At 42.2% G+C, this 20,577-nt stretch carries 19 protein-coding genes, 3 tRNA genes and 1 riboswitch; of the genes, 9 read left to right on the forward strand and 13 right to left on the reverse strand.

Annotated elements, in window-relative coordinates; all coding sequences use genetic code 11:
• Positions 1 to 21: 21 nt before the first annotated feature.
• On the reverse strand, positions 22 to 627 hold the full coding sequence (locus LKO28_RS02575) for a TetR/AcrR family transcriptional regulator (RefSeq protein ID WP_227693097.1): 606 nt from the start codon (positions 625 to 627) through the stop codon (positions 22 to 24).
• Positions 628 to 740: 113 nt separating this feature from the next.
• Complete coding sequence (locus LKO28_RS02580) at positions 741 to 1,403, reverse strand: NUDIX hydrolase (RefSeq protein WP_227693099.1); 663 nt, start codon at positions 1,401 to 1,403, stop codon at positions 741 to 743.
• Between the two features lie 108 nt (positions 1,404 to 1,511).
• Here LKO28_RS02580 and pfkA point away from each other — a divergent pair, with 108 nt between their 5' ends.
• From pfkA to gap, 3 genes are read left to right on the forward strand one after another with little or no spacing between them, the layout of a single operon-like run.
• The gene (pfkA, locus tag LKO28_RS02585; RefSeq protein WP_262905966.1) at positions 1,512 to 2,507 is read left to right on the forward strand and encodes a 6-phosphofructokinase; all 996 of its coding nucleotides are present in this window, start codon (positions 1,512 to 1,514) and stop codon (positions 2,505 to 2,507) included.
• Between the two features lie 55 nt (positions 2,508 to 2,562).
• Positions 2,563 to 3,411: a hypothetical protein gene (locus LKO28_RS02590; protein ID WP_227693103.1), complete on the forward strand. Its 849-nt coding sequence runs from the start codon at positions 2,563 to 2,565 to the stop codon at positions 3,409 to 3,411.
• A gap of 8 nt (positions 3,412 to 3,419) precedes the next feature.
• Positions 3,420 to 4,415 (forward strand): type I glyceraldehyde-3-phosphate dehydrogenase, encoded by a 996-nt coding sequence (gene gap, locus LKO28_RS02595; RefSeq protein ID WP_227693105.1) that lies wholly within the window; start codon positions 3,420 to 3,422, stop codon positions 4,413 to 4,415.
• A gap of 33 nt (positions 4,416 to 4,448) precedes the next feature.
• Here gap and mnmA read toward each other — a convergent pair whose 3' ends face one another.
• Complete coding sequence (gene mnmA, locus LKO28_RS02600) at positions 4,449 to 5,540, reverse strand: tRNA 2-thiouridine(34) synthase MnmA (protein WP_227693107.1); 1,092 nt, start codon at positions 5,538 to 5,540, stop codon at positions 4,449 to 4,451.
• Positions 5,541 to 5,723: 183 nt separating this feature from the next.
• Here mnmA and LKO28_RS02605 point away from each other — a divergent pair.
• From LKO28_RS02605 to LKO28_RS02625, 5 genes are all read left to right on the forward strand, one after another.
• A tRNA-Phe gene (locus LKO28_RS02605) sits at positions 5,724 to 5,799 on the forward strand.
• A 39-nt stretch (positions 5,800 to 5,838) separates the two neighbouring features.
• Positions 5,839 to 5,911 (forward strand) — tRNA-Phe (locus tag LKO28_RS02610).
• A 54-nt stretch (positions 5,912 to 5,965) separates the two neighbouring features.
• Positions 5,966 to 6,081: riboswitch (SAM riboswitch) on the forward strand.
• 205 nt (positions 6,082 to 6,286) lie between these two features.
• On the forward strand, positions 6,287 to 7,594 hold the full coding sequence (locus tag LKO28_RS02615) for an O-acetylhomoserine aminocarboxypropyltransferase/cysteine synthase family protein (protein WP_227693108.1): 1,308 nt from the start codon (positions 6,287 to 6,289) through the stop codon (positions 7,592 to 7,594).
• A 168-nt stretch (positions 7,595 to 7,762) separates the two neighbouring features.
• Positions 7,763 to 8,944 carry a homoserine dehydrogenase gene (locus LKO28_RS02620; protein WP_227693110.1) on the forward strand — a complete coding sequence of 394 codons (1,182 nt, stop codon included), beginning with the start codon at positions 7,763 to 7,765 and terminating at the stop codon, positions 8,942 to 8,944.
• Between the two features lie 66 nt (positions 8,945 to 9,010).
• Positions 9,011 to 9,084 (forward strand) — tRNA-Pro (locus LKO28_RS02625).
• A gap of 49 nt (positions 9,085 to 9,133) precedes the next feature.
• On the opposite strand, the gene LKO28_RS02630 is transcribed toward LKO28_RS02625, so the two are convergent.
• Entirely contained in the window at positions 9,134 to 10,324 is a 1,191-nt protein-coding gene (locus tag LKO28_RS02630) for a sensor histidine kinase (RefSeq protein ID WP_227693116.1), read from the reverse strand.
• A gap of 175 nt (positions 10,325 to 10,499) precedes the next feature.
• Here LKO28_RS02630 and LKO28_RS02635 point away from each other — a divergent pair, with 175 nt between their 5' ends.
• Complete coding sequence (locus LKO28_RS02635) at positions 10,500 to 11,339, forward strand: MBL fold metallo-hydrolase (protein WP_227693118.1); 840 nt, start codon at positions 10,500 to 10,502, stop codon at positions 11,337 to 11,339.
• An 18-nt stretch (positions 11,340 to 11,357) separates the two neighbouring features.
• On the opposite strand, the gene LKO28_RS02640 is transcribed toward LKO28_RS02635, so the two are convergent.
• The 9 genes from LKO28_RS02640 to LKO28_RS02680 all read right to left on the reverse strand — a co-directional run bounded on the left by LKO28_RS02640 (position 11,358) and on the right by LKO28_RS02680 (position 20,553).
• Positions 11,358 to 11,780: an SH3 domain-containing protein gene (locus tag LKO28_RS02640; protein ID WP_227693120.1), complete on the reverse strand. Its 423-nt coding sequence runs from the start codon at positions 11,778 to 11,780 to the stop codon at positions 11,358 to 11,360.
• 115 nt (positions 11,781 to 11,895) lie between these two features.
• Complete coding sequence (locus LKO28_RS02645; protein WP_227693122.1) at positions 11,896 to 12,348, reverse strand: hypothetical protein; 453 nt, start codon at positions 12,346 to 12,348, stop codon at positions 11,896 to 11,898.
• 76 nt (positions 12,349 to 12,424) lie between these two features.
• Positions 12,425 to 12,958 carry a hypothetical protein gene (locus LKO28_RS02650; RefSeq protein ID WP_227693124.1) on the reverse strand — a complete coding sequence of 178 codons (534 nt, stop codon included), beginning with the start codon at positions 12,956 to 12,958 and terminating at the stop codon, positions 12,425 to 12,427.
• A 69-nt stretch (positions 12,959 to 13,027) separates the two neighbouring features.
• Complete coding sequence (locus LKO28_RS02655; protein WP_227693125.1) at positions 13,028 to 13,912, reverse strand: bifunctional 5,10-methylenetetrahydrofolate dehydrogenase/5,10-methenyltetrahydrofolate cyclohydrolase; 885 nt, start codon at positions 13,910 to 13,912, stop codon at positions 13,028 to 13,030.
• Between the two features lie 26 nt (positions 13,913 to 13,938).
• Positions 13,939 to 15,729 (reverse strand): translation elongation factor 4, encoded by a 1,791-nt coding sequence (gene lepA / locus LKO28_RS02660; RefSeq protein WP_227693129.1) that lies wholly within the window; start codon positions 15,727 to 15,729, stop codon positions 13,939 to 13,941.
• 648 nt (positions 15,730 to 16,377) lie between these two features.
• Complete coding sequence (locus tag LKO28_RS02665) at positions 16,378 to 16,698, reverse strand: helix-turn-helix domain-containing protein (protein WP_227693131.1); 321 nt, start codon at positions 16,696 to 16,698, stop codon at positions 16,378 to 16,380.
• A gap of 20 nt (positions 16,699 to 16,718) precedes the next feature.
• Positions 16,719 to 18,056, reverse strand: coding sequence for an ammonium transporter (locus tag LKO28_RS02670; protein ID WP_227693132.1), 1,338 nt, complete (start codon positions 18,054 to 18,056; stop codon positions 16,719 to 16,721).
• A 280-nt stretch (positions 18,057 to 18,336) separates the two neighbouring features.
• Positions 18,337 to 19,659 (reverse strand): UDP-N-acetylglucosamine 1-carboxyvinyltransferase, encoded by a 1,323-nt coding sequence (gene murA, locus LKO28_RS02675; protein ID WP_227693134.1) that lies wholly within the window; start codon positions 19,657 to 19,659, stop codon positions 18,337 to 18,339.
• A gap of 198 nt (positions 19,660 to 19,857) precedes the next feature.
• On the reverse strand, positions 19,858 to 20,553 hold the full coding sequence (locus tag LKO28_RS02680; protein ID WP_227693136.1) for a DUF4290 domain-containing protein: 696 nt from the start codon (positions 20,551 to 20,553) through the stop codon (positions 19,858 to 19,860).
• Positions 20,554 to 20,577 lie beyond the last annotated feature (24 nt).

Consider the following 20,577-nt stretch of genomic DNA (forward strand, 5'->3'; position numbering starts at 1 on the left):
TTGAAAACATGATTTATAAAACTAATTTTTCGACTCTATTTTATTTTGGAATATCAATTTTGTAGCCTTTTTCTGGCTAACCAGAATATCATCTACATTCGCCGCATTTGGCATGCCAGAAATCGTATCTGCGACGCTGCGAATGAGGCTTAATCCTGCCATAATCTCCGTATACGAGACAGCTGCTTCCTCGACGGAAGACAACTCAATTTCACCGCGTTCGGTAGCCTGCGCTAACAAATCTTGGGCTATCTCGATATTTTTATAATGGAATTGCTCCAACAATGTCCCTATCCCTTGCCCTTTGATCCATTCCAGATTCTCATTAATATGAAGAACATAATAGTCTTTCAAAAAGTCAGCCTTTACTTCCAACAATTTACATAGCACTTCCACCAATCCACCGTTATACTGCTTTAACACCTCATATTGCTTCGCAAAAATCTCTTCGGAGATATAAGCAAGCACATCTCTAATAAGTGCGTTTTTATCAGGATAATAGTAATAGAGGTTCGCTTTTGTAATATTCAGATCTACCGCGATCTCGCTCATCGTTGTTTTATTAAAACCATAATGGGAAAATCGTTTAAGAGCCGCCTGCACAATCTGTTCCTTTTTACGATCCATACTTACCTTTATACTTTTTGACTTTTTTCTAAAAACGTTCAAAAGTATAAAAACAAAATGATACTGCAAGAAATAATCTCACAGGATTTGTAATCTAACTGTAAATAAAAAAATTATAGGAGGCCTAGCTGTTTCTGAAACTTACGCTTATCAAACTTATACAACCGTGCTGCGCGATAAGAAACCCCCTTTTGTACTTCCGATAGTTCTTTAAGAAATCCTGCATTAGCTATCTTTTTTCGGAAATTTCGCTTATCAAGCGTTTTTCCTAAAATAGCTTCATACACCTGCTGCAACTGCGTTAATGTAAATTTCTCGGGCAAAAGCTCATAAACGGCCGTAGAATAACTAATTGTATGCTTGAGCTTCTGCATACTTTGCTCTACGATTTTGGCATGATCAAAAGCCACCACGGGCAACTGATCGATAGGGAACCACTTCGCCTGACGCATATAGGAAGTCGTCGGCTTAATCTTAGATTTTACGTCCTCATATTTCACGATAGTCGAAAAGGCAACAGTTAATATGCGCCCCTCCGGATGGCGCTTTACATCCGCAAACGCGCCTAACTGCTCCATAAAAATGTCTTTTAGACCGGTATGCTCGTACAAAATACGTTTCACGGCGTCCTCCATTTCTTCGTCTTTTTCTACGAAGAATCCCGGCAACGCCCACCAATCCTTATAAGGATATACACTCCTCTCCGTTAATAACAACTGAAGTTTACCTTCGTTGAAACTATATATAACACAATCTATGGTGAAATGAGTCTGCAAAACAATGTGATTTAAAATCAATATTCACCAATATTATCATAATAATCCAAAAAAAACAAAAAAAATTTAATAGTGTAGGAAATACACACTATATTCGTAGAACCTAAAATGAGTAATCGAGTGAGAAAAATAACAAGAGTCGGCGTTTTTACTTCGGGGGGAGATTCCCCGGGAATGAATGCTGCTATACGCGCTGTTGTGAGAACGGCTTTACATAATGATAAGAAAGTCACCGGTATTTATCACGGCTATCAAGGCATGATCGATAATACGATGTTCGAGATGGATAGCAGATCGGTAAGTTCTATTATACAAAAAGGCGGAACTATACTGAAGACCGCCCGGTGTATGCTATTCAAAACGGCCGAGGGACGTGCAAAAGCCTACGAAAATGTTCGTGCGGCGGGTATTGATGCTTTGGTAGCGATTGGGGGTGATGGGACGTTTACCGGTGCAGAGATCTTTTCGCGGGAATTCGACATCCCGGTGATGTGTATCCCAGGAACTATCGACAATGACCTAAATGGTACGGATCTGACCATCGGCTATGACACGGCAAACAATACTGTTATCGAAGCGATTGATAAAATCCGCGATACGGCAGCCTCCCATAACCGCCTGTTTTTTATCGAAGTGATGGGACGTGATTCGGGATGTATTGCACTTAATGCGGGTATCGCTGGTGGCGCTGAAGCGATCCTTCTCCCCGAGAAAGATACCGCTATTGATGAGCTTATCGACATGTTAGCCCACGCTGCCGACCGAAACAAAACGTCCATGATTGTTATTGTCGCGGAAGGAGATAAAAACGGGGGCGCGAATAATGTTGCGAAACGTGTTCGTGAAAAATTTGGTGATTATGATACAAAAGTTAGTATATTAGGACATTTACAGCGGGGTGGCGCTCCCAGTAGCGCCGATCGGGTATTAGCGACCCGAATGGGCTATTCCGCTGTTAATGAGCTTTTAAAAGGAAACACCAGAGCAACGATCGGCATCCGTGGATCAGAGATGGTAACCACACCTTTAGAAGAGGCACTTAGTAAAAAAGAATTAAAACTTAATGAAGACCTTGTTGAAATTGCAAAAATAATGGCTTTATAAGTTAACATTCTTTATTTTTGACTTTTCGTGCATTCATCTTTATATATTTTTAAGAATGATAGTAGTTGTATTTAGCGGGTCAAGGTATGCAGACTGGCGGATTGCGGATAAAAAACGTGTACTACACGGATTTCGCACACCGGGCATCAACTCGTATATACAAGATGAGCGATACATCACACAATTACTAAATAAGAGCAACCATCTCATTAACAATGCCGAAAAAATTCGTAAAATCTTCTTTTTCGGTGCAGGGGTATCTACACCGGAGCGGCAACAAAAAATAGAACAAATATTCGCGCAATTTTTTAAGCATGCTAAAGTAAAAGCAGGACACGATATGGAAGCCTCTGCAAAGTCAACCTTTGGAGACGAAAAGGGCATCGTGGGTATTATAGGCAGCGGTTCGAATGCAGCCTATTATAATGGTCGTAAACTCTTACCGAACAATTACGGCATGGGATATATTTTAGCGGATGAAGGCTCTACAAATTGGTTAGGTCGACAATTGCTGAAAGATTTTTTAACTGGTTTAATGCCCAGTAGCATCCGAGAAAAATTATTAAATAAATATAACCTTGACCGACGCTCCATATTAGAACGAGTATATTACAACCCTAACCCGAATCTTTTCTTAACCAGCTTTGCAGATTTTATCTATGAACATCGTGATGAACCTTATTTTACACAACTAATAAAAAAAGGGCTGGATATATATATAAGAACATATTTGATACCGCTATCGGAAAATTACCCGGATAGCGTGTTCAATTTCACGGGGTCCGTCGCCAACAATTACGCAGATTGGTTGCGGGAACTAAGCGCAGAACATGGCTTACATATTGGCTCTATTATTAAGGAGCCAGTTCAAAACTTAATAAAGTATTACATTAATAAAAACTAATAGAGAAAATGAAAATTGGAATTAACGGATTCGGTCGTATTGGCCGTTTAGCTTTTAGAGCGGCAATTAACCGCAAGGATATTGAAGTAGTAGGTATTAACGATTTGGTAGAGCCAGATTATTTGGCATACATGTTAAAATACGATTCTACACACGGAAAATTCGATGGTACAGTAGAAGTTAAAGACGGAAACTTAATCGTCAACGGAAACACGATTCGCGTAACAGCGGAGAGAGATCCTGCCAACTTAAAATGGGACGAAGTAGGTGCCGAGGTCATTATCGAATCAACTGGCTTTTTCTTAACAAAAGAAACAGCACAGAAACACATCGATGCCGGTGCTAAAAAGGTAGTGATGTCAGCCCCTGCAAAGGATGACACACCTACTTTCGTAATGGGTGTAAACCATAAAGAATTAAAGGCGGAGTACACCATTGTATCCAACGCATCTTGTACAACAAACTGTTTAGCGCCACTTGCAAAAGTATTGAACGATAACTTCGGTATTCTAGAAGGTTTGATGACTACCGTACATGCAGTAACAGCTACCCAAAAAACCGTAGACGGTCCATCTGTAAAAGACTGGAGAGGCGGCCGTGGTGCATACCAAAATATCATCCCATCTTCTACCGGCGCAGCGAAAGCCGTTGGATTGGTTCTTCCTGAATTAAAAGGAAAATTAACAGGTATGTCTATGCGTGTTCCGACTGCTGACGTTTCTGTAGTAGACTTGACCGTTCGTTTGGAAAAAGGAGCTTCTTACGAAGAAATTAAAAAAGTGATGAAAGAGGCTTCTGAAGGGGATTTGAAAGGTATCCTAGGGTACACGGAAGATGAAGTAGTATCTTCTGACTTCATCGGAGATGCACGCACATCGATTTTTGATGCGAAAGCAGGTATATCTTTGAACGATAACTTTGTGAAAGTGGTATCCTGGTACGATAACGAATGGGGTTACTCTAATAAGATTATCGATTTAGCACAAGAAGTCGGTAAATTATAACCATAAAAAAAGGTTCGCTAAAGCGAACCTTTTTTATTTCATTAAAAATCCTCCACCTAATAAATCATTGCCTTCATAGAAGACAGCTGATTGGCCCGGTGCAATTCCTTTCACACGATGTGCGAAGTCAACTTGCATGACGTTACCCTGCTGCGTAATTGTAGACAACGCGCCGGCGTCTTTATAACGTATTTTTGTAATGGCTTCCATCGGCTCTTCGATTGAAGCATATTTGATCAAATTGATATCCCGTACGAAAGCCTGCGATTTTTCGAGTTCGTGCTCTTCCCCTAACATGACGGTATTACTCTCTGGCAATATCTCGATCACGAACATAGGCTTACCTAAGGCAATGCCGAGGCCCTTACGCTGACCGATCGTAAAATACGGATAACCGATATGCTGACCTACAACTGTGCCGTCTGACAATATAAAATTGCCGGGACCTATTTCCGCATCAAGCGTCGGGCGTTTATGCCGTAAAAAGGCTCGATAATCGTTATCAGGAACGAAGCAGATCTCATAGCTCTCCGATTTCTTTGCCAACTCCTCTTGCCCCATTTCCAAGGCCATCTGTCGGATCTCCTGCTTGGTAAAATTGCCTAATGGAAACTGCGTACGAGCAAGATTTTCTTGCGACACCCCCCATAACACATAAGATTGATCCTTATTTTCGTCACGGCCTTTGGAAATAACATACCTTCCATTATCCTGTTGACGAATATTAGCATAGTGCCCTGTTGCGATGAACTCGCAATCTAACTTGTCTGCCCGCTTCATCAAAGCCGACCATTTAATATGTGTATTACATAAGACGCAAGGATTAGGGGTGCGTCCCGCGATATACTCATCAACAAAATTATCGATAACAAAATCTCCAAATTCGTCCCGTATATCCAATATATAATGAGGGAAACCATACCCTACCGCCAAAGCACGTGCGTCGTTTATACTATCTAAGCTACAACAGCCCGTTTCTTTGGACGAACCACCAGCCGAAGCATAGTCCCACGTTTTCATGGTAATTCCGATAACTTCATAGCCTTGCTCATGTAACATAATGGCCGCTACGGAACTATCCACTCCCCCACTCATCGCGACCAATACCCTGCCTTTTTTACTCATATTGATTTTGTGAGTTGCAAAGATAGATTATTTGAAACATTGCCGTGTTAATTTCGTGTAATTTATTTCTATAAGAATCAACCACTTGAAAAATACTTAAAAAATAATCCACACAAAAGTTTTAGATATCAAAAAAAGAATATAGATTTGCAACGCAATCAAGGGAAAAACGCGGTTGCGGAAGGTGCCATAGCTCAGTTGGTAGAGCAAAGGACTGAAAATCCTTGTGTCGCTGGTTCGAATCCAGCTGGCACCACCACTAAAAACTGAAAGTAACAGTTTTCAATCAAAAACTTAAGGTGCCATAGCTCAGTTGGTAGAGCAAAGGACTGAAAATCCTTGTGTCGCTGGTTCGAATCCAGCTGGCACCACAAAAAACTTTCCTCCGGGAAAATCAATCATCACCTCACAACCTGTTAGGTCTTGGTTTATAAAGAAGTGGCGAGAGACTGGCTCAATGACCCACTGGCAACCAGCAAAGTAAAAATTGAAAAGGTGCCAAATCCTGTCCAGAACAATACCGTTTTGGAAAATATAAATGATTAAGACAATGGAAGCATCTACATTCACAATTTCTAACACCCTCCTATTCTCTTCGGTAATAGCCGTTTGTTATTCTTTTCGCACAACCATGCGAATGCGCTAGTCGCTCAAATTCACATCAACAAGCTTTGAATGGCCACGTCATTCCCAACCGGGATATCTATTTAATTCGTTATCTTTACTACATTAAAATATTTTAAATTATGTCAACAAATAAAAACCTAAAATTCGAAACGTTACAAGTCCACGCCGGACAAGAGGTAGATCCAACTACAGGCTCCAGAGCGCTACCGATTTATCAAACGACTTCGTATGTTTTTGAAAATGCGGAGCACGGTGCTAATCTTTTTGCATTAAAGCAATTCGGAAATATCTACACCCGTATCATGAACCCCACTACGGACGCTTTTGAAAAGCGTATGGCGGCTTTAGAAGGCGGTGTTGCAGCTGTTGCAGTATCTTCCGGTATGGCGGCACAGTTCTTAGCACTGACCAACATTCTTGAAAGTGGCGAAAACTTCGTGACCGGTTCTGACTTATACGGCGGCACCTACAACCAGTTCAAAGTATCGTTTAAGCGTCTGGGAATTGAAGCGCGATTTGCAACAGGTAGCACAGCTGAAAATATGGAACCGTTAATCGATGATAAGACAAAAGCACTTTACGTCGAAACAATAGGTAATCCGAGCTATACGATCCCAGATTTCGAGAAAATTTCCGCTTTGGCACAGAAATACGACCTCCCCTTAATCGTTGACAATACATTTGGCGCCGGAGGCTATCTTTTCAAGCCCTTGGAGCACGGAGCACACGTCGTGGTCGAAGCCGCAACAAAATGGATTGGGGGCCATGGCACGAGTATAGGCGGTATCATCATCGACGGCGGTAACTATAACTGGGGAAATGGCAAGTTCAAACAATTCTCCGAACCATCTGAAGGTTATCACGGATTGGTATTTTCGGATGTGTTTGGACCAGACGGACCATTTGGCAACATTCAATTTGCCATCCGTGCACGCGTAGAAGGCTTGCGCGACTTCGGACCAGCACTTTCTCCGTTCAATTCATTCTTGTTAACACAGGGACTGGAAACACTCTCCTTACGCGTACAGCGTCACGTAGACAACGCATTAGAAATAGCACAATGGCTGGAAGCTCACCCGCAAGTAGAAAAAGTAAACTTCCCCGGGTTAAAAAGTGATCCTAACCATTTGGCAGCACAAAAATATTTAAAAAACGGATACGGTGCCGTGTTATCGTTCACGATCAAAGGCGGTGCTGAAAAGGCCAATGAATTTATTGATGCATTGGAATTGATCAGCCACTTAGCGAATGTGGGTGATGCCAAAACATTGATCATCCACCCCGCCGCCACTACCCATCAACAACTGTCGGAAGAAGCACAAAAAAGTGCAGGCGTATTCCCCGGCCAACTACGCATTTCCGTGGGGATTGAACACGTCGATGATATCAAAGCAGACTTGCAACAAGCTTTCGATAAAATAAAATAAGTGTTTTTTCAACACTAAAAATCGTCGCTTCGGATATTTGAATGAAGGCATAGGATAAAATCAATCTTAACCTAATTCAAATATCCGGTTGCGATGCTATTCGCCTGATAGCAAACGATTAGACCTATAAATATATACTTTACGCAACTACATAATAGTACAATAACGATGGGTGAAAGATTAATCATTGGTATGTTTGGTTTCGGTGTGGTGGGACAGGGATTATACGACATTATAAAAACGAAAAAGCTAAATTTAGAAATCAAAAAATTCGTAATAAAAAATGCCGCAAAAAAAAGAACCTTACCGGCAGACTTATTCACAACCGATGCCGAAGAGATTTTGTCCGATACAGAAATTAACACCGTCGTGGAGCTTATTGATAATGCCGACGCCGCTTTCGAGATAACCAAACGCGCACTAAAATCGGGTAAAAATGTCGTCTCTGCTAACAAGAAGATGATCGCCCTACATCTAGAAGAGTTGACACAGATTCAACAAGAATACGGCACTGCTTTGTTATACGAGGGTGCAGTATGCGGCAGTATACCTATTATCCGTAACTTGGAAGAATACTATGACAACGAACTGCTCTATGCCATAACCGGGATTTTTAACGGCTCTTCTAATTACATCCTATCAAAGATTTTCAATGAAAATAAGCCTTACGAGGAGGCATTGAAACAGGCTCAGGAACTAGGCTTCGCGGAAAGTGATCCAACATTAGACGTCGGCGGTTTCGACGCCAAATACAAACTAGCTATTGTCGCTTCGCATGCTTACGGAATCTATGTCAACCCGGACGATATCCTCAACATCGGTATTGATAAATTGGGCTATCAGGACATACGCTTTGCGAAAGAAAAAGGACTCAAGATCAAACTCCTACCCTTAGCAAAAGAAATTAATCAACATCAAGTGGTGCTGTATGTGTTGCCTCGGCTTATCGATGCAGATAATATGTTGTTTAACGTCGAAAACGAAAATAACGGCGTATTGGTTAAAGCAGCATTTGCCGATGAACAGTTCTTTTATGGTAAGGGCGCAGGAGGCCATCCGACCGGTTCTGCCGTTCTTTCCGACATTGCGGCGTTACGCTATGGATACCGTTACGAATACAAGAAACATATAGAAGCTTCTCAAATTGCATACAGCAATGATTACAACCTACAGGTATATTTTCGATATGAGCACGAAAACACCTTAAATCAGCTGAAATTCAATCAAATCACGGAACGCTTCTATGGTTCCGACTTCCATTATGTTATCGGCGAAATCAACTTACAGGAAATCCTTGATAAAAAGGATATTATTGACCAAACCGGTAATTTTATAGCGGAAATTTTTTAATAAAAAAAGACTTTTTTGAATAGATTTCCGAAATATCGTTTTTTTATTATATTTGCGCTTCCATCACGGGTTGTAGCGTAGCCAGGTATCGCGCCAGCATGGGGTGCTGGAGGTCGTGGGTTCGAATCCCGCCAACCCGACAAAGCCACTGAACACCAGTGGCTTTTTTATTTTAAAGCGGGATGAGAACTAGTTATCCATATCCAAATAGAAATAGAACGTGGATCCCTCTCCTATTACACTATCTACCACAATCTCGCTCCCGTGCAAACGCAATAACTCGGAAACCAGATATAAGCCTATCCCAAATCCCGATATATTTTTGTTCTGTTCATCCTTTACCCGATAGAATCGTTGGAATAATTTAGCTTGATCGACAGCCGTAATCCCCATTCCTTCATCCTTTACATAGATCCGTACTTTGCCCGACATACATTCACAACCTAAAGTAACTACCCCTCCAGCAGGCGAATATTTCACCGCATTACTGACAAGGTTGATGAGCACTTGACGCATTTTCTCTATATCTGCATAAAGCTGCCCCCCCTCACAACCTACAATTTGCAGTTGGTGCTTAGCACTAATCAATCCCGCTTCCTCCATGACCTCCTCCGCTAATAGTCTCAGGTCAAAATGTGTTCTATTTAAATCAATATTCCCTTCCTCAATGCGTGACAGCCCCAAATAATCGACGATCATGGAAATCATCCGTTTTACATACGCTTCCATCTTCGTGCTCATGTTAAGAAAAGCCGTATCTTCGACCGTACTCGATTTTCTAACTAAAAGTTGCGCATATAACAACATCGATGTTAACGGAGTTTTGAGTTCATGACTTACCATGGCCACAAAATCGTTCTTGCGCTTTTCTTCCTGCTTTTTCTCCGTAATATCACGTGCAATTTTCGAAATCCCGATGACTCGTCCCGAGTGATCCTTTATAGGCGATATCGTGAGCGATACATCTATTTGCAGTCCCGTCTTGGTCAGTCGATTAGTTTCGTAATGTTCAACCGTTTCGCCATTTCGTAATTTGGATAAGATATAAAGTTCCTCATCCGTCCTATCTTTGGGAATGATGGTCATGATAGACTTCCCGATAATTTCTTCTGCCATATAGCCAAACAACTTCTGCGCAGCGTTATTCCAGGTCATTATTCTTCCTTCCAATGTCTTAGCCACAATCGCATCATTGGAAGATGCAATAATCGCTGCGAACAAAGTATTTTGCTCGGTCGAATCAATGGCCAACCGAAGTTTTGATTCGCTTTCCTGTAGTTGATTCAATAAATCAATAGAACTGCTTTCGTCCGCCTTCATTCTTGCAGAAGCGTCTTCGTCTTCCGTGCTTTTCTCACTAGACTTGCTTATGTTTCTCATATTCGGTCAATATCCGATACGTTACCGGTCATCAGTAAAGATAAATCTTTTTTCGCTAGATGACAATTGTTTTCTAATCGTCTTTATATAGCCAAAAACAATTTATAAAAGATAAAATACAGGGATGCCGACCGAATTTCCTATTTTTATATAGTTTTCAAAGAAAAAGGTAAATATGAAATTATACAGCATTGAGACGGAATTCTTTAAGTTGGACGGTGGCGCTATGTTTGGCGTAGTGCCTAAATCCCTGTGGCAACGTACTAATCCGGCCGATGAGCGTAATCTCTGTACCTTGACCAATCGACTGTTGCTCATAGAGGATGGCAAACAATTAATTTTGATTGATACAGCGATTGGCGATAAACAAGACGATAAATTTTTTAGCCATTATTATCTACACGGAGACGCTAGCTTAGATCGATCCTTGGCCAAACACGGCTTCCATCGAGACGATATTACCGACATTATCCTCACGCACCTCCATTTCGACCATTGCGGTGGAGCAATAAAACGAGAAGACGATCGGCTGGTACCTGCATTTAAAAATGCACGTTTTTGGAGCAACGAAAAACATTGGGAATGGGCGGTAAACCCCAACCCTCGCGAAAAAGCTACCTTTCTCCGGGAGAATATCCTGCCCATACAGGAAAGCGGACAATTGCACTTTATAACAGAAGGCGAATCCTTTTCTCCGAACATTGACATTCGTTATGCATACGGACATACCGAAGCGATGATGCTGCCTCAAATTCGTTATCAGGGGAAAACCCTTTTATATACGGCCGATTTGCTACCCACAGTCGGACATATCCCACTTCCTTATGTCATGGGCTACGATGTTCGCCCCCTGACCACCATGGACGAACGTCAAGATTATTGGCAAGAAATAGTCGATAATGATTATATCCTGTTTCTCGGCCACGACCCAGCAAACGCCTGCTGTACCTTACAACATACCGAAAAAGGCATTCGGCTAAAAGAAACGTTCCGCTTCGAAGATATATTTAGTTAGTTTCAATAATAAAGTATACTATTCCTTGTGCAAGTCAATATTCTCTGCATAACAATATCCCTCCTTATCGTTGACACGTATAAGCCACCAGTAAACGTTTGCACGACATAACACCGTGACCATTTCGTCACTCCCGAGCGTATCGATAATAGGTAGTTCTACGCCAGGTCCCTTGCGAATAGTAAGTGTCGGACTATCGACAATCAATTTGGCTTTACAGCCCTTTACAGCAGGTGCGACTTGGATGTCCAGAATAACTTCTCCAGAAATAAAGTTTGGATCGATTTGACTATATAGATCCCATAGCTTATTTTTCACTTCCCCATTGGGTGCAATACCCCTGAAAATCAACACACTATTTTGTTCCATAACTTCCACACCCGTTGGGATCAATTCATCCACAGCAGCAATAAGGGGTCTATATTTGTTTAATAGTGTCATATCTATAAAGTTATTGTTTTGTATTACCCTAAACATCGGCGGATAGTTTAGGGCTATGTATTAACAAAACACCCAAGGAGACCTGATTGTTTTAAGTCATCTTTCTACCATCCTTTTAATGAATTGCTTGTATAGTTTGCGTCGTTCCGTTAAACCGTATATGCTCGCCCACCTTGTTCCCGAGCAACAAGCCGCCTATAGGTGAAGAAGGCGAAATAACCATCATATTTATTCCCTCTATGGCTTGTTGCCCTAAACTCACCGCGATGAAATACGTTATGTGGTCCGTCAGAACGATAGCGCCAAGACCTATCTCCTCGCGCGCTGTTAGCTCGATCTTTTGCAATACAATACGATCCTTTTTGACCTGGACCAGCTGCTTATGGTATCGATCTAAATCCTGCTGAATCATTTCACGAGATGTCTCGTATTTATCACCCGCGCTACTTTTAGTTTCACCTTGTATGGCTTCCTCCGCCTGCTGAATGGCTTTCATAATTTCAGCCGAACGTTTGTCTACCCTGTCCAAACAATGCTGGATGACTTTCTTCTTTATTTCCATGTCCATATCGAGCAATTTATAAAAAAGCCTCCTGGGATTCAGGAGGCTCAAAAATATTTAACTGAATGATCGCGTAAACAGCTTAATCGTTACGTTTTTTTAAATCTTCCATCTTTTTTTCGGCATCATCAGCCACTTTATTTGCGGTCTCTCCGGTCTTTTTCACCGCATTATCGATCGCCTTTCCCGTAGCGTCAGCCGCATTTTTTGTAGCATCAACCGTTTTGTCATATGCCCTATCGAGTGCATTACCGGTAGCTTTGGCCGCATCTTTTGTGGCATCCACCGCCTTGTTCGCACCCTCTTCTATCTTCATCCCTGCGTCACGGGCAGTTGCTTTGGTTTTATCCCATAGCGTGTTCGCTTCGTTATACGATTCGCGCGCACGTTCCTCCGCAGCTTTATCGCCGCGCTCAATCGCCGCATCCAAATCTGCTTTGGCTTGGTTCACTTGCTCTTCTGCTTTGTCCAACGCTACTTGCAACGAATCATGTGCGTCGTCTAATCTTTCTTCCGCCGTAATCTCCGTTTCCGTATCGTTGTGCTTAGCACTGTTATTACACGATGCAGCCACGATCGTGCCTGCAACGGCCGCCATTAACATTAATTTTTTCATCTTATTAATCTATTTAAGTTTTACCTAGTTAATACTATTTAAACAATTACTATACCAAATAGATTAATCCTATTTCGAATAGACCGTGCCCTTAGCAGCTTCTAACGTATTTTTCAATAGACCGACAATCGTCATCAATCCGACTCCCCCTGGGACAGGCGTAATCCAAGAAGCCTTTTTCGACACCGCGTCATAATCCACATCGCCATATAGTTTAAAGCCTGATTTTGTTTCTGTAGACTCCTCTCTATTGATCCCCACATCGATCACAACCGCCCCATCTTTTACCATATCGGCGGTTACAAAGTGTTTCCGTCCAATCGCAGCTACAACGATATCAGCAGCCTGTACTTCTTCCTTTAGATTCGCCGTGCGGCTGTGGGTGACCGTCACCGTACAATTCCCCGGATTACTGTTCCGAGCAAGCAAGATACTCATCGGCGACCCAACGATGTTACTCCGCCCCACGATCACGGCTTTCTTACCGGCGGTTTCGATGCCATAATATTCCAGCATAAGCATGATGCCATAAGGTGTTGCAGGGATGAAACATGGTAAATTACGTTGCATTCTTCCCAGATTAATCGGATGAAAACCATCTACATCTTTCCGGTAATCAATGGCTTCGGTAACCCTTTCCGGATCGATATGCTTAGGCAGTGGCAACTGCACAATTAAGCCGTCTATATTCGCATCGCCGTTTATTTCCTGGATTTTAGCAAGCAATTCATCCTCTGTAACGTCTACATCGTAACGGATATTAGTCGATTCAAATCCAACCAGTTCACAATTACGCATTTTACTGGCGACATACGTTTCACTACCTCCGTCGTTTCCGACAAGAATAGCTACTAAATGAGGTTTACGTCCAGACTGCGCTGTAAATGCCGCAGCCTCCTTTTTTATATCTTCCTTAATTTTTGCTGAAACCAGCTTTCCGTCTAAAATATTCATGCTGTATATTTGTTATCCGATAACCCCTAATCCAATTTCAAAACCGCCATAAATGCAGACTGCGGAATCTCCACATTTCCTACCTGGCGCATTCTCTTTTTCCCTTTTTTCTGCTTCTCCAATAACTTACGCTTACGCGAGATATCCCCTCCGTAACATTTTGCTGTTACGTCTTTACGCAAAGCCGAAATCGTTTCGCGCGCAATAATCTTAGCACCGATGGAGGCCTGTATACGAATTTCAAACTGCTGGCGTGGTAAGAGTTCTTTTAATTTCTCACAGATCTTCTTTCCAAAATCATACGCATTGCTTCGATGGATCAGGGATGACAAAGCATCTACGGGCTCATCATTCAAGCGGATATCTAACTTTACGAGATCCGATTGGCGATACCCAATCTGCTGATAATCGAACGATGCATACCCTTTAGAAATTGTCTTCAATTTATCGTAGAAATCAAAAACGATCTCCCCCATCGGCATCTCAAAGGTCAGTTCCACCCGGTCAGATGTTAGATAAGACTGATTAGTGATGGTACCGCGTTTTTGAATACACAACGACATGACCGCTCCCACGAAATCCGCTTTCGTGATCACGTTTGCTTTAATATACGGCTCTTCGATGAAATCCAATTTACTTGGATCGGGTAAATCAGATGGATTATGTACAACAACTTCTGATTGATCCTTTGTTAAAAAAGCACGGTAAGACACGTTAGGTACAGTGGTAATAACCGTCATGTTGAACTCGCGCTCCAAACGCTCTTGGATAATCTCCATATGGAGCATCCCCAAGAACCCACAGCGGAAACCAAATCCTAAAGCGGCAGACGATTCCGGTTCAAAAACCAGGGACGCATCATTGAGCTGCAAACGGTGCATGGATTCGCGAAGCTCTTCATAATCTTCCGTATCCACCGGATAAATCCCCGCGAATACCATCGGCTTAACCTCTTCGAACCCTTGAATCGCTTGTGCGCAAGGACGCTCGCGATGTGTAATCGTGTCTCCAACCTTTACCTCACGCGCCTCCTTGATACCGGATATAATATACCCTACATCGCCGGTTTTAATAACATCCTTCGCTACTTGGTTCAATTTAAGCGTACCGACTTCATCCGCATTATACTCCTTTCCAGTTGCCACGAACTTCACTTTATCACCCTTGCGAATTTCCCCATTTTCTACTTTAAAATAGGCCATGATTCCCCTAAAAGAGTTAAAGACAGAGTCAAAAATCAAGGCTTGTAAAGGGGCTGTCGGATCGCCGACCGGATGCGGAACGCGCTCCACAATGGCCCTTAAAATATCGGGTACACCCATTCCAGTTTTACCCGAAGCTGGTATAATCTCTTCGCGCTTACCGCCGATCAACTCAATAATCTGATCTTTAACCTCTTCAGGCATAGCGCCCGGCAAATCCATTTTATTAAGAATTGGAATAATCTCCAGATCATGCTCCAGCGCTAGATATAAATTCGATATGGTCTGTGCTTGAATACCTTGCGAAGCATCCACGATTAACAGCGCTCCCTCACAGGCCGCGATAGAACGCGAGACTTCGTAGGAGAAATCGACGTGCCCGGGCGTATCAATCAAATTCAAAATATATTGCTCGCCATCTTGGGTGTATTCCATTTGAATGGCGTGCGATTTAATCGTTATCCCACGTTCACGCTCTAAATCCATACTGTCCAACAGTTGTGCTTGAGCCTCCCGTTGTGTAATGGTGTTCGTAAACTCCAACAGGCGATCGGCCAATGTGCTCTTCCCGTGGTCGATATGGGCGATAATACAAAAATTACGTATATGCTTCATACAGGTCCTTATCCAATATTCTAATTGGCAAAGATAATTTTTTTAAAGCAGATATTGATATAAAAAACGCATCACCTGGCTGGCGAGAGCTTTCCGCTCCAGCCATAGGGGTTTCGCTGAAACCAGTATCTGACAGGCAATAAGCGTTAAATAGCTATATCCAATATGATGAACGTTCAGAATCCGTTTTATTTGGCGAAAATATACCCCACGCAGGCAGCTCGTTTTAACTCAAAAAACCGCCTTAAAGACCATTTAGACACCGTTTTATTGCCCGTTTTTTCGAAATAAGAAAAGTCTTTTTCACCAACAAATCATTCTTAATCTGAAAATAGCGTTCAAAAGCACTAACCAATGATCTTTATTCCCCAACCAATCATTCTTAATCTGGAAACAGCGTTCAAAAGCACTAACCAATGATCTTTATTCCCCAACCAATCATTCTTAATCTGAAAACAGCGTTCAAAAGCACGAACCAATGATTTTTATTCCCCAACCAATTATTCTTAATCTGAAAATAAAGTCCGTAAGTGCTGAGCGATTATAGGTATTCACCAACAAATTGTTCCTAATCCAAAAATAAAGTCGGTTAACACGAACCGACTTTAATCTTTGTGGATAACAATTTTTTTACCTGACCCCGATGATTTACGATTGCCGGGGCAGGTAACCAAATTGCTTTTTATAGGCACGTTTAAAATGCTTGTCATCATGAAAATGCAACCGACGTGCCACTTCCCGTATGGATAGTTTCGGTTCGTTCATCAACAGATTGTGACCTGCCAGCAATCGGATTTTTATTATCCAAGCGTGTAGCGTCTCTGGCCGACCTTCAAAAGCCCGACTAAGCTGTCTGGTAGAACATCCAAATGCCTTAGCGATACCCAAACGGTTTAAATCTTTCTCTCCATAGTGCGCCCTGACATACGTCTTCACCTCTTCATAAAGCAAATCTAAACTTTCTGCCATCTTATTTTCACTAATTTCTATCAATTATTAGCATCATACGAAAGCCTTTCACCGTGTTGCGATAAATCCAATCCTTCTTCCTCTTCCTGTTCCGTGACACGTAAAGGAGTGATGGTATCGGTTATCTTTAAAAGCAGAAACGCCATGATTAAAATAAATACCATACTCCCTATCAGACCAATGATGTGCGCAAAAAACAGATCCGTTTCCCCATAATACAGACCATTTGATTCCACCGCGCCGTTGATCGCAGAATGGGCAAACACCCCGGTTAACACCATACCGACCATTCCTCCTACACCATGACTCGGGAATACATCTAACGTATCATCGATCGTAGACTTGGTACGCCAGTCGATCAACAACCGACTTACAATAGCTGCTACCGCGCCAATAACAATAGAATGAGGAATGCTAACAAAACCAGCCGCAGGCGTAATGGCTACCAGCCCGACGACCACGCCAATACAAGTGCCCATGGCAGAAGGTTTGATCCCGCGTGCGGCGTCGAATAAGATGTACATTACGGCTGCCGCTCCTGATGCCGCGGTCGTTGTGGCCATAGCCGTCGCTGCCAATGCATCCGCTGCAAATGCCGAACCGGCGTTAAAACCAAACCAGCCAAACCACAATAAGCCGGTACCTAATAATACATATGTAATACGAGCAGGCGTATGTTCTTTCGCTGTTTTACCTTGCTTCAGGTAAATAGCAGATGCCAACGCCGTTAGACCCGCAGACATATGGACAACCGTTCCACCTGCAAAATCTAAAACACCCATTTGAAGTAAAACCCCGTCGGGATGCCAAGTAGCGTGTGCCAAAGGCGCGTAAATAAATATAAAAAACAAGCAAATAAAGAGAATATAGGACGTAAACCGGATACGCTCTGCAAAGGCACCTGTAATTAGCGCCGGTGTGATAATGGCAAACTTCAGTTGAAACATCGCAAACAAAATGAACGGAATTGTAGGCGCGCCATCCCAAGGCGCATGATCAGCAACCCCGTTAAACATAAAAAAAGTCATCGGATTTCCAATGACTCCGCCGATAGAATCTCCGAAAACCAGACTGAAACCGAAAGCAAACCACATAACGGCTACGACCGCCATACATATAAAACTTTGGAGCATGGTTGAAATGACATTTCTTTTCTTAACCATCCCACCATAAAAATACGCCAGACCAGGCGTCATGATTAAAACAAGAGCGGTTGAAGTTAACATCCACGCCACATCGGCGGGATCGTATTCATATGCTGATGACGAAGTAGGCAAAGCGGGGTTAAAAAAAGCAATAACCACCAAAACAACCATTAAAAGGAATGGTAAAAACGATTTTTTTTGATAAATAGACATGTTTCACAATTTTTATAACGCAATAATATGAAAATTATACATAATATTCATTTTTATTGAATAAAAAATAATGAAATAATATAAAAATTATAAAAACAACAGCAGAAATAGAATTTTATTAAATAAAACAAAATACACAGACTACCTAAAGCGTTCCTAAAAACAACCCTATCTATTATGATAAAATCCTGCCCAATTTTTAGATAAACTCTAAAATTGGGCAGGATTTTAAATACTTCGCCTTCCAGCAGGGTGTAAAATTCTTACGAAACGCGCTCCCTTATGAATGGGATGAAACTTCTATTCTTCGCATATCAGCACCTAGCGCACGGAGCCGTTCTTCTATGTCCTGATATCCGCGCTCGATCTGATCTATATTGTATATAATAGACTTGCCTTGAGCAGAAAGTGCGGCTATTAAGAGAGAAACCCCTGCGCGGATGTCAGGCGAGGTCATTTCAATACCTCTTAATTTCACCTGTTTGTTTAGCCCGATGACGGTGGCCCGGTGCGGATCACAGAGAATAATCTGCGCCCCCATATCAATTAATTTATCGACAAAAAACAACCGGCTTTCAAACATTTTTTGATGGATCAATACGTTACCTTTTGCTTGAATAGCAGTTACCAGCACAATACTTAGCAAATCCGGTGTAAAGCCCGGCCATGGTGCGTCTGCAACCGTTAATATAGAGCCGTCGATAAAGGTTTCTATTTCGTAGGAGTCCTGTTCTGGAATAAAAATATCATCTCCACGCAATTCAAACTGAATCCCCAGTTTTCTAAATACCGTAGGAATTATACCTAACTCAGAAAAACATACATTTTTGATCGTGATTTCTGACCCCGTCATCGCAGCCAAACCGATAAAAGAACCAATCTCAATCATATCCGGCAACATGCGATGGGTCGTCCCCCCTAGACGCTCTACCCCTTCTATCGTCAAGAGGTTCGATCCAATCCCGGATATTTTAGCTCCCATGCGGTTCAACATCTTACATAACTGTTGTAAATAAGGTTCACAAGCCGCGTTATAAATGGTCGTAACTCCTTCCGCCAACACAGCCGCCATAACAATATTGGCCGTACCGGTTACCGAAGCTTCGTCCATCAAAATATAAGTACCTTTTAACGCGGATGCATCCACGTTAAAAAAATTCTGCTCGGCATCGTACACGAATTTGGCACCTAATTTCTCGAAGCCGAGAAAATGTGTATCCAATCGGCGCCTCCCGATCTTATCTCCTCCCGGCTTGGGGATAGCCGCCTTTCCAAAGCGCGCCAACAAAGGTCCTACGATCATGATCGACCCGCGCAATCCGCCACCTTTATGCTTAAATTCTTCTGACTGGAAATAATCTATACGAATATCTTTCGCCTCAAAGGAATACGTGTCTTTATTAATCCGGTTTACAGAAACGCCCAATGCTGCTAAAAGATCGATCAGTTTATTCACATCTTTGATATCCGGGATATTGCTAATCTCTACTTTTTCTTCGGTGAGCAACACGGCAGACAAGATCTGTAATGCTTCGTTTTTTGCTCCCTGAGGAATGATCTCTCCTTTTAATTTCTTTCCACCGATTATTTCAAATGCGCTCATACTTTTATTATCGTATTATTTAATAGTAAAAAACAGATAGCTTTGGTCCGTAAACCCTACCTTCACCGAACCAGCCGCTAGGCAAGGATAATACCCAGCAAATGGCGATCGAAGAAGTCCGCTACAAAATGCAGAGAGCAACTGAATAACGATTTCCGCCACACAATTGCCCTCCTATATTAAACAGGTAAAACAAGCCTATTTCCTAAACGAACCTTTTTTGGGTCCAATTTTTTTCTTAACCATAACCTTTTTAGCACCGCTCTTCTGGTTATTTTTTTGGTTATTGTTATTATTAGTCGCCGTTCCACCGCCCTTCGTCCGGCTTCCCGGAGGCGGCGTTTTAAAATCTAGTTTAGTCAACACCGTATCGGCGGGCAAAACCAACTGTCCGTCGGAAAGCTCTGCCAAATTTTGGATAATGTGTTCATCCTGTACGGTGTCCTTATTCCAAGTCATGTAAGCCATCTTCATGAAGTTGGCTATAGATAAGGCCATACGTTCTCTGTTCTCCGGCGTAGACATGGCCAACGCTTTTTCGATCATACGCTCAACCGTATGTCCATAATGTTTATAACGTATACGATGTTGCGGATATTCCAACAGATCAGGCTTCTTATGAATCGCATCACGTGAAGGAATAGGATAAGGGGAATCCACATCAATCTTAAAATCGGAGATGATCTGTAGGTGATCCCATAATTTGTGTTTAAAATCGGAGACATCCCGCAAATGCGGATTCAATACACCCATCATATCAATAACGACCTGTGCATATCGGTTTCTTTCCTCTTTCGTCGGAAGTGTGCATATATATTCTACCATATTTTGCACATTTCTTCCATATTCTGCCAAAATCAATTTTGGCCGTGTACTGTTGTAGTCGAAATCCATAAAGTGTAATTTTACGCTTAGAAA

This window comes from Sphingobacterium sp. FBM7-1, from assembly GCF_020687765.1.
Classification (GTDB): Bacteria; Bacteroidota; Bacteroidia; order Sphingobacteriales; family Sphingobacteriaceae; genus Sphingobacterium.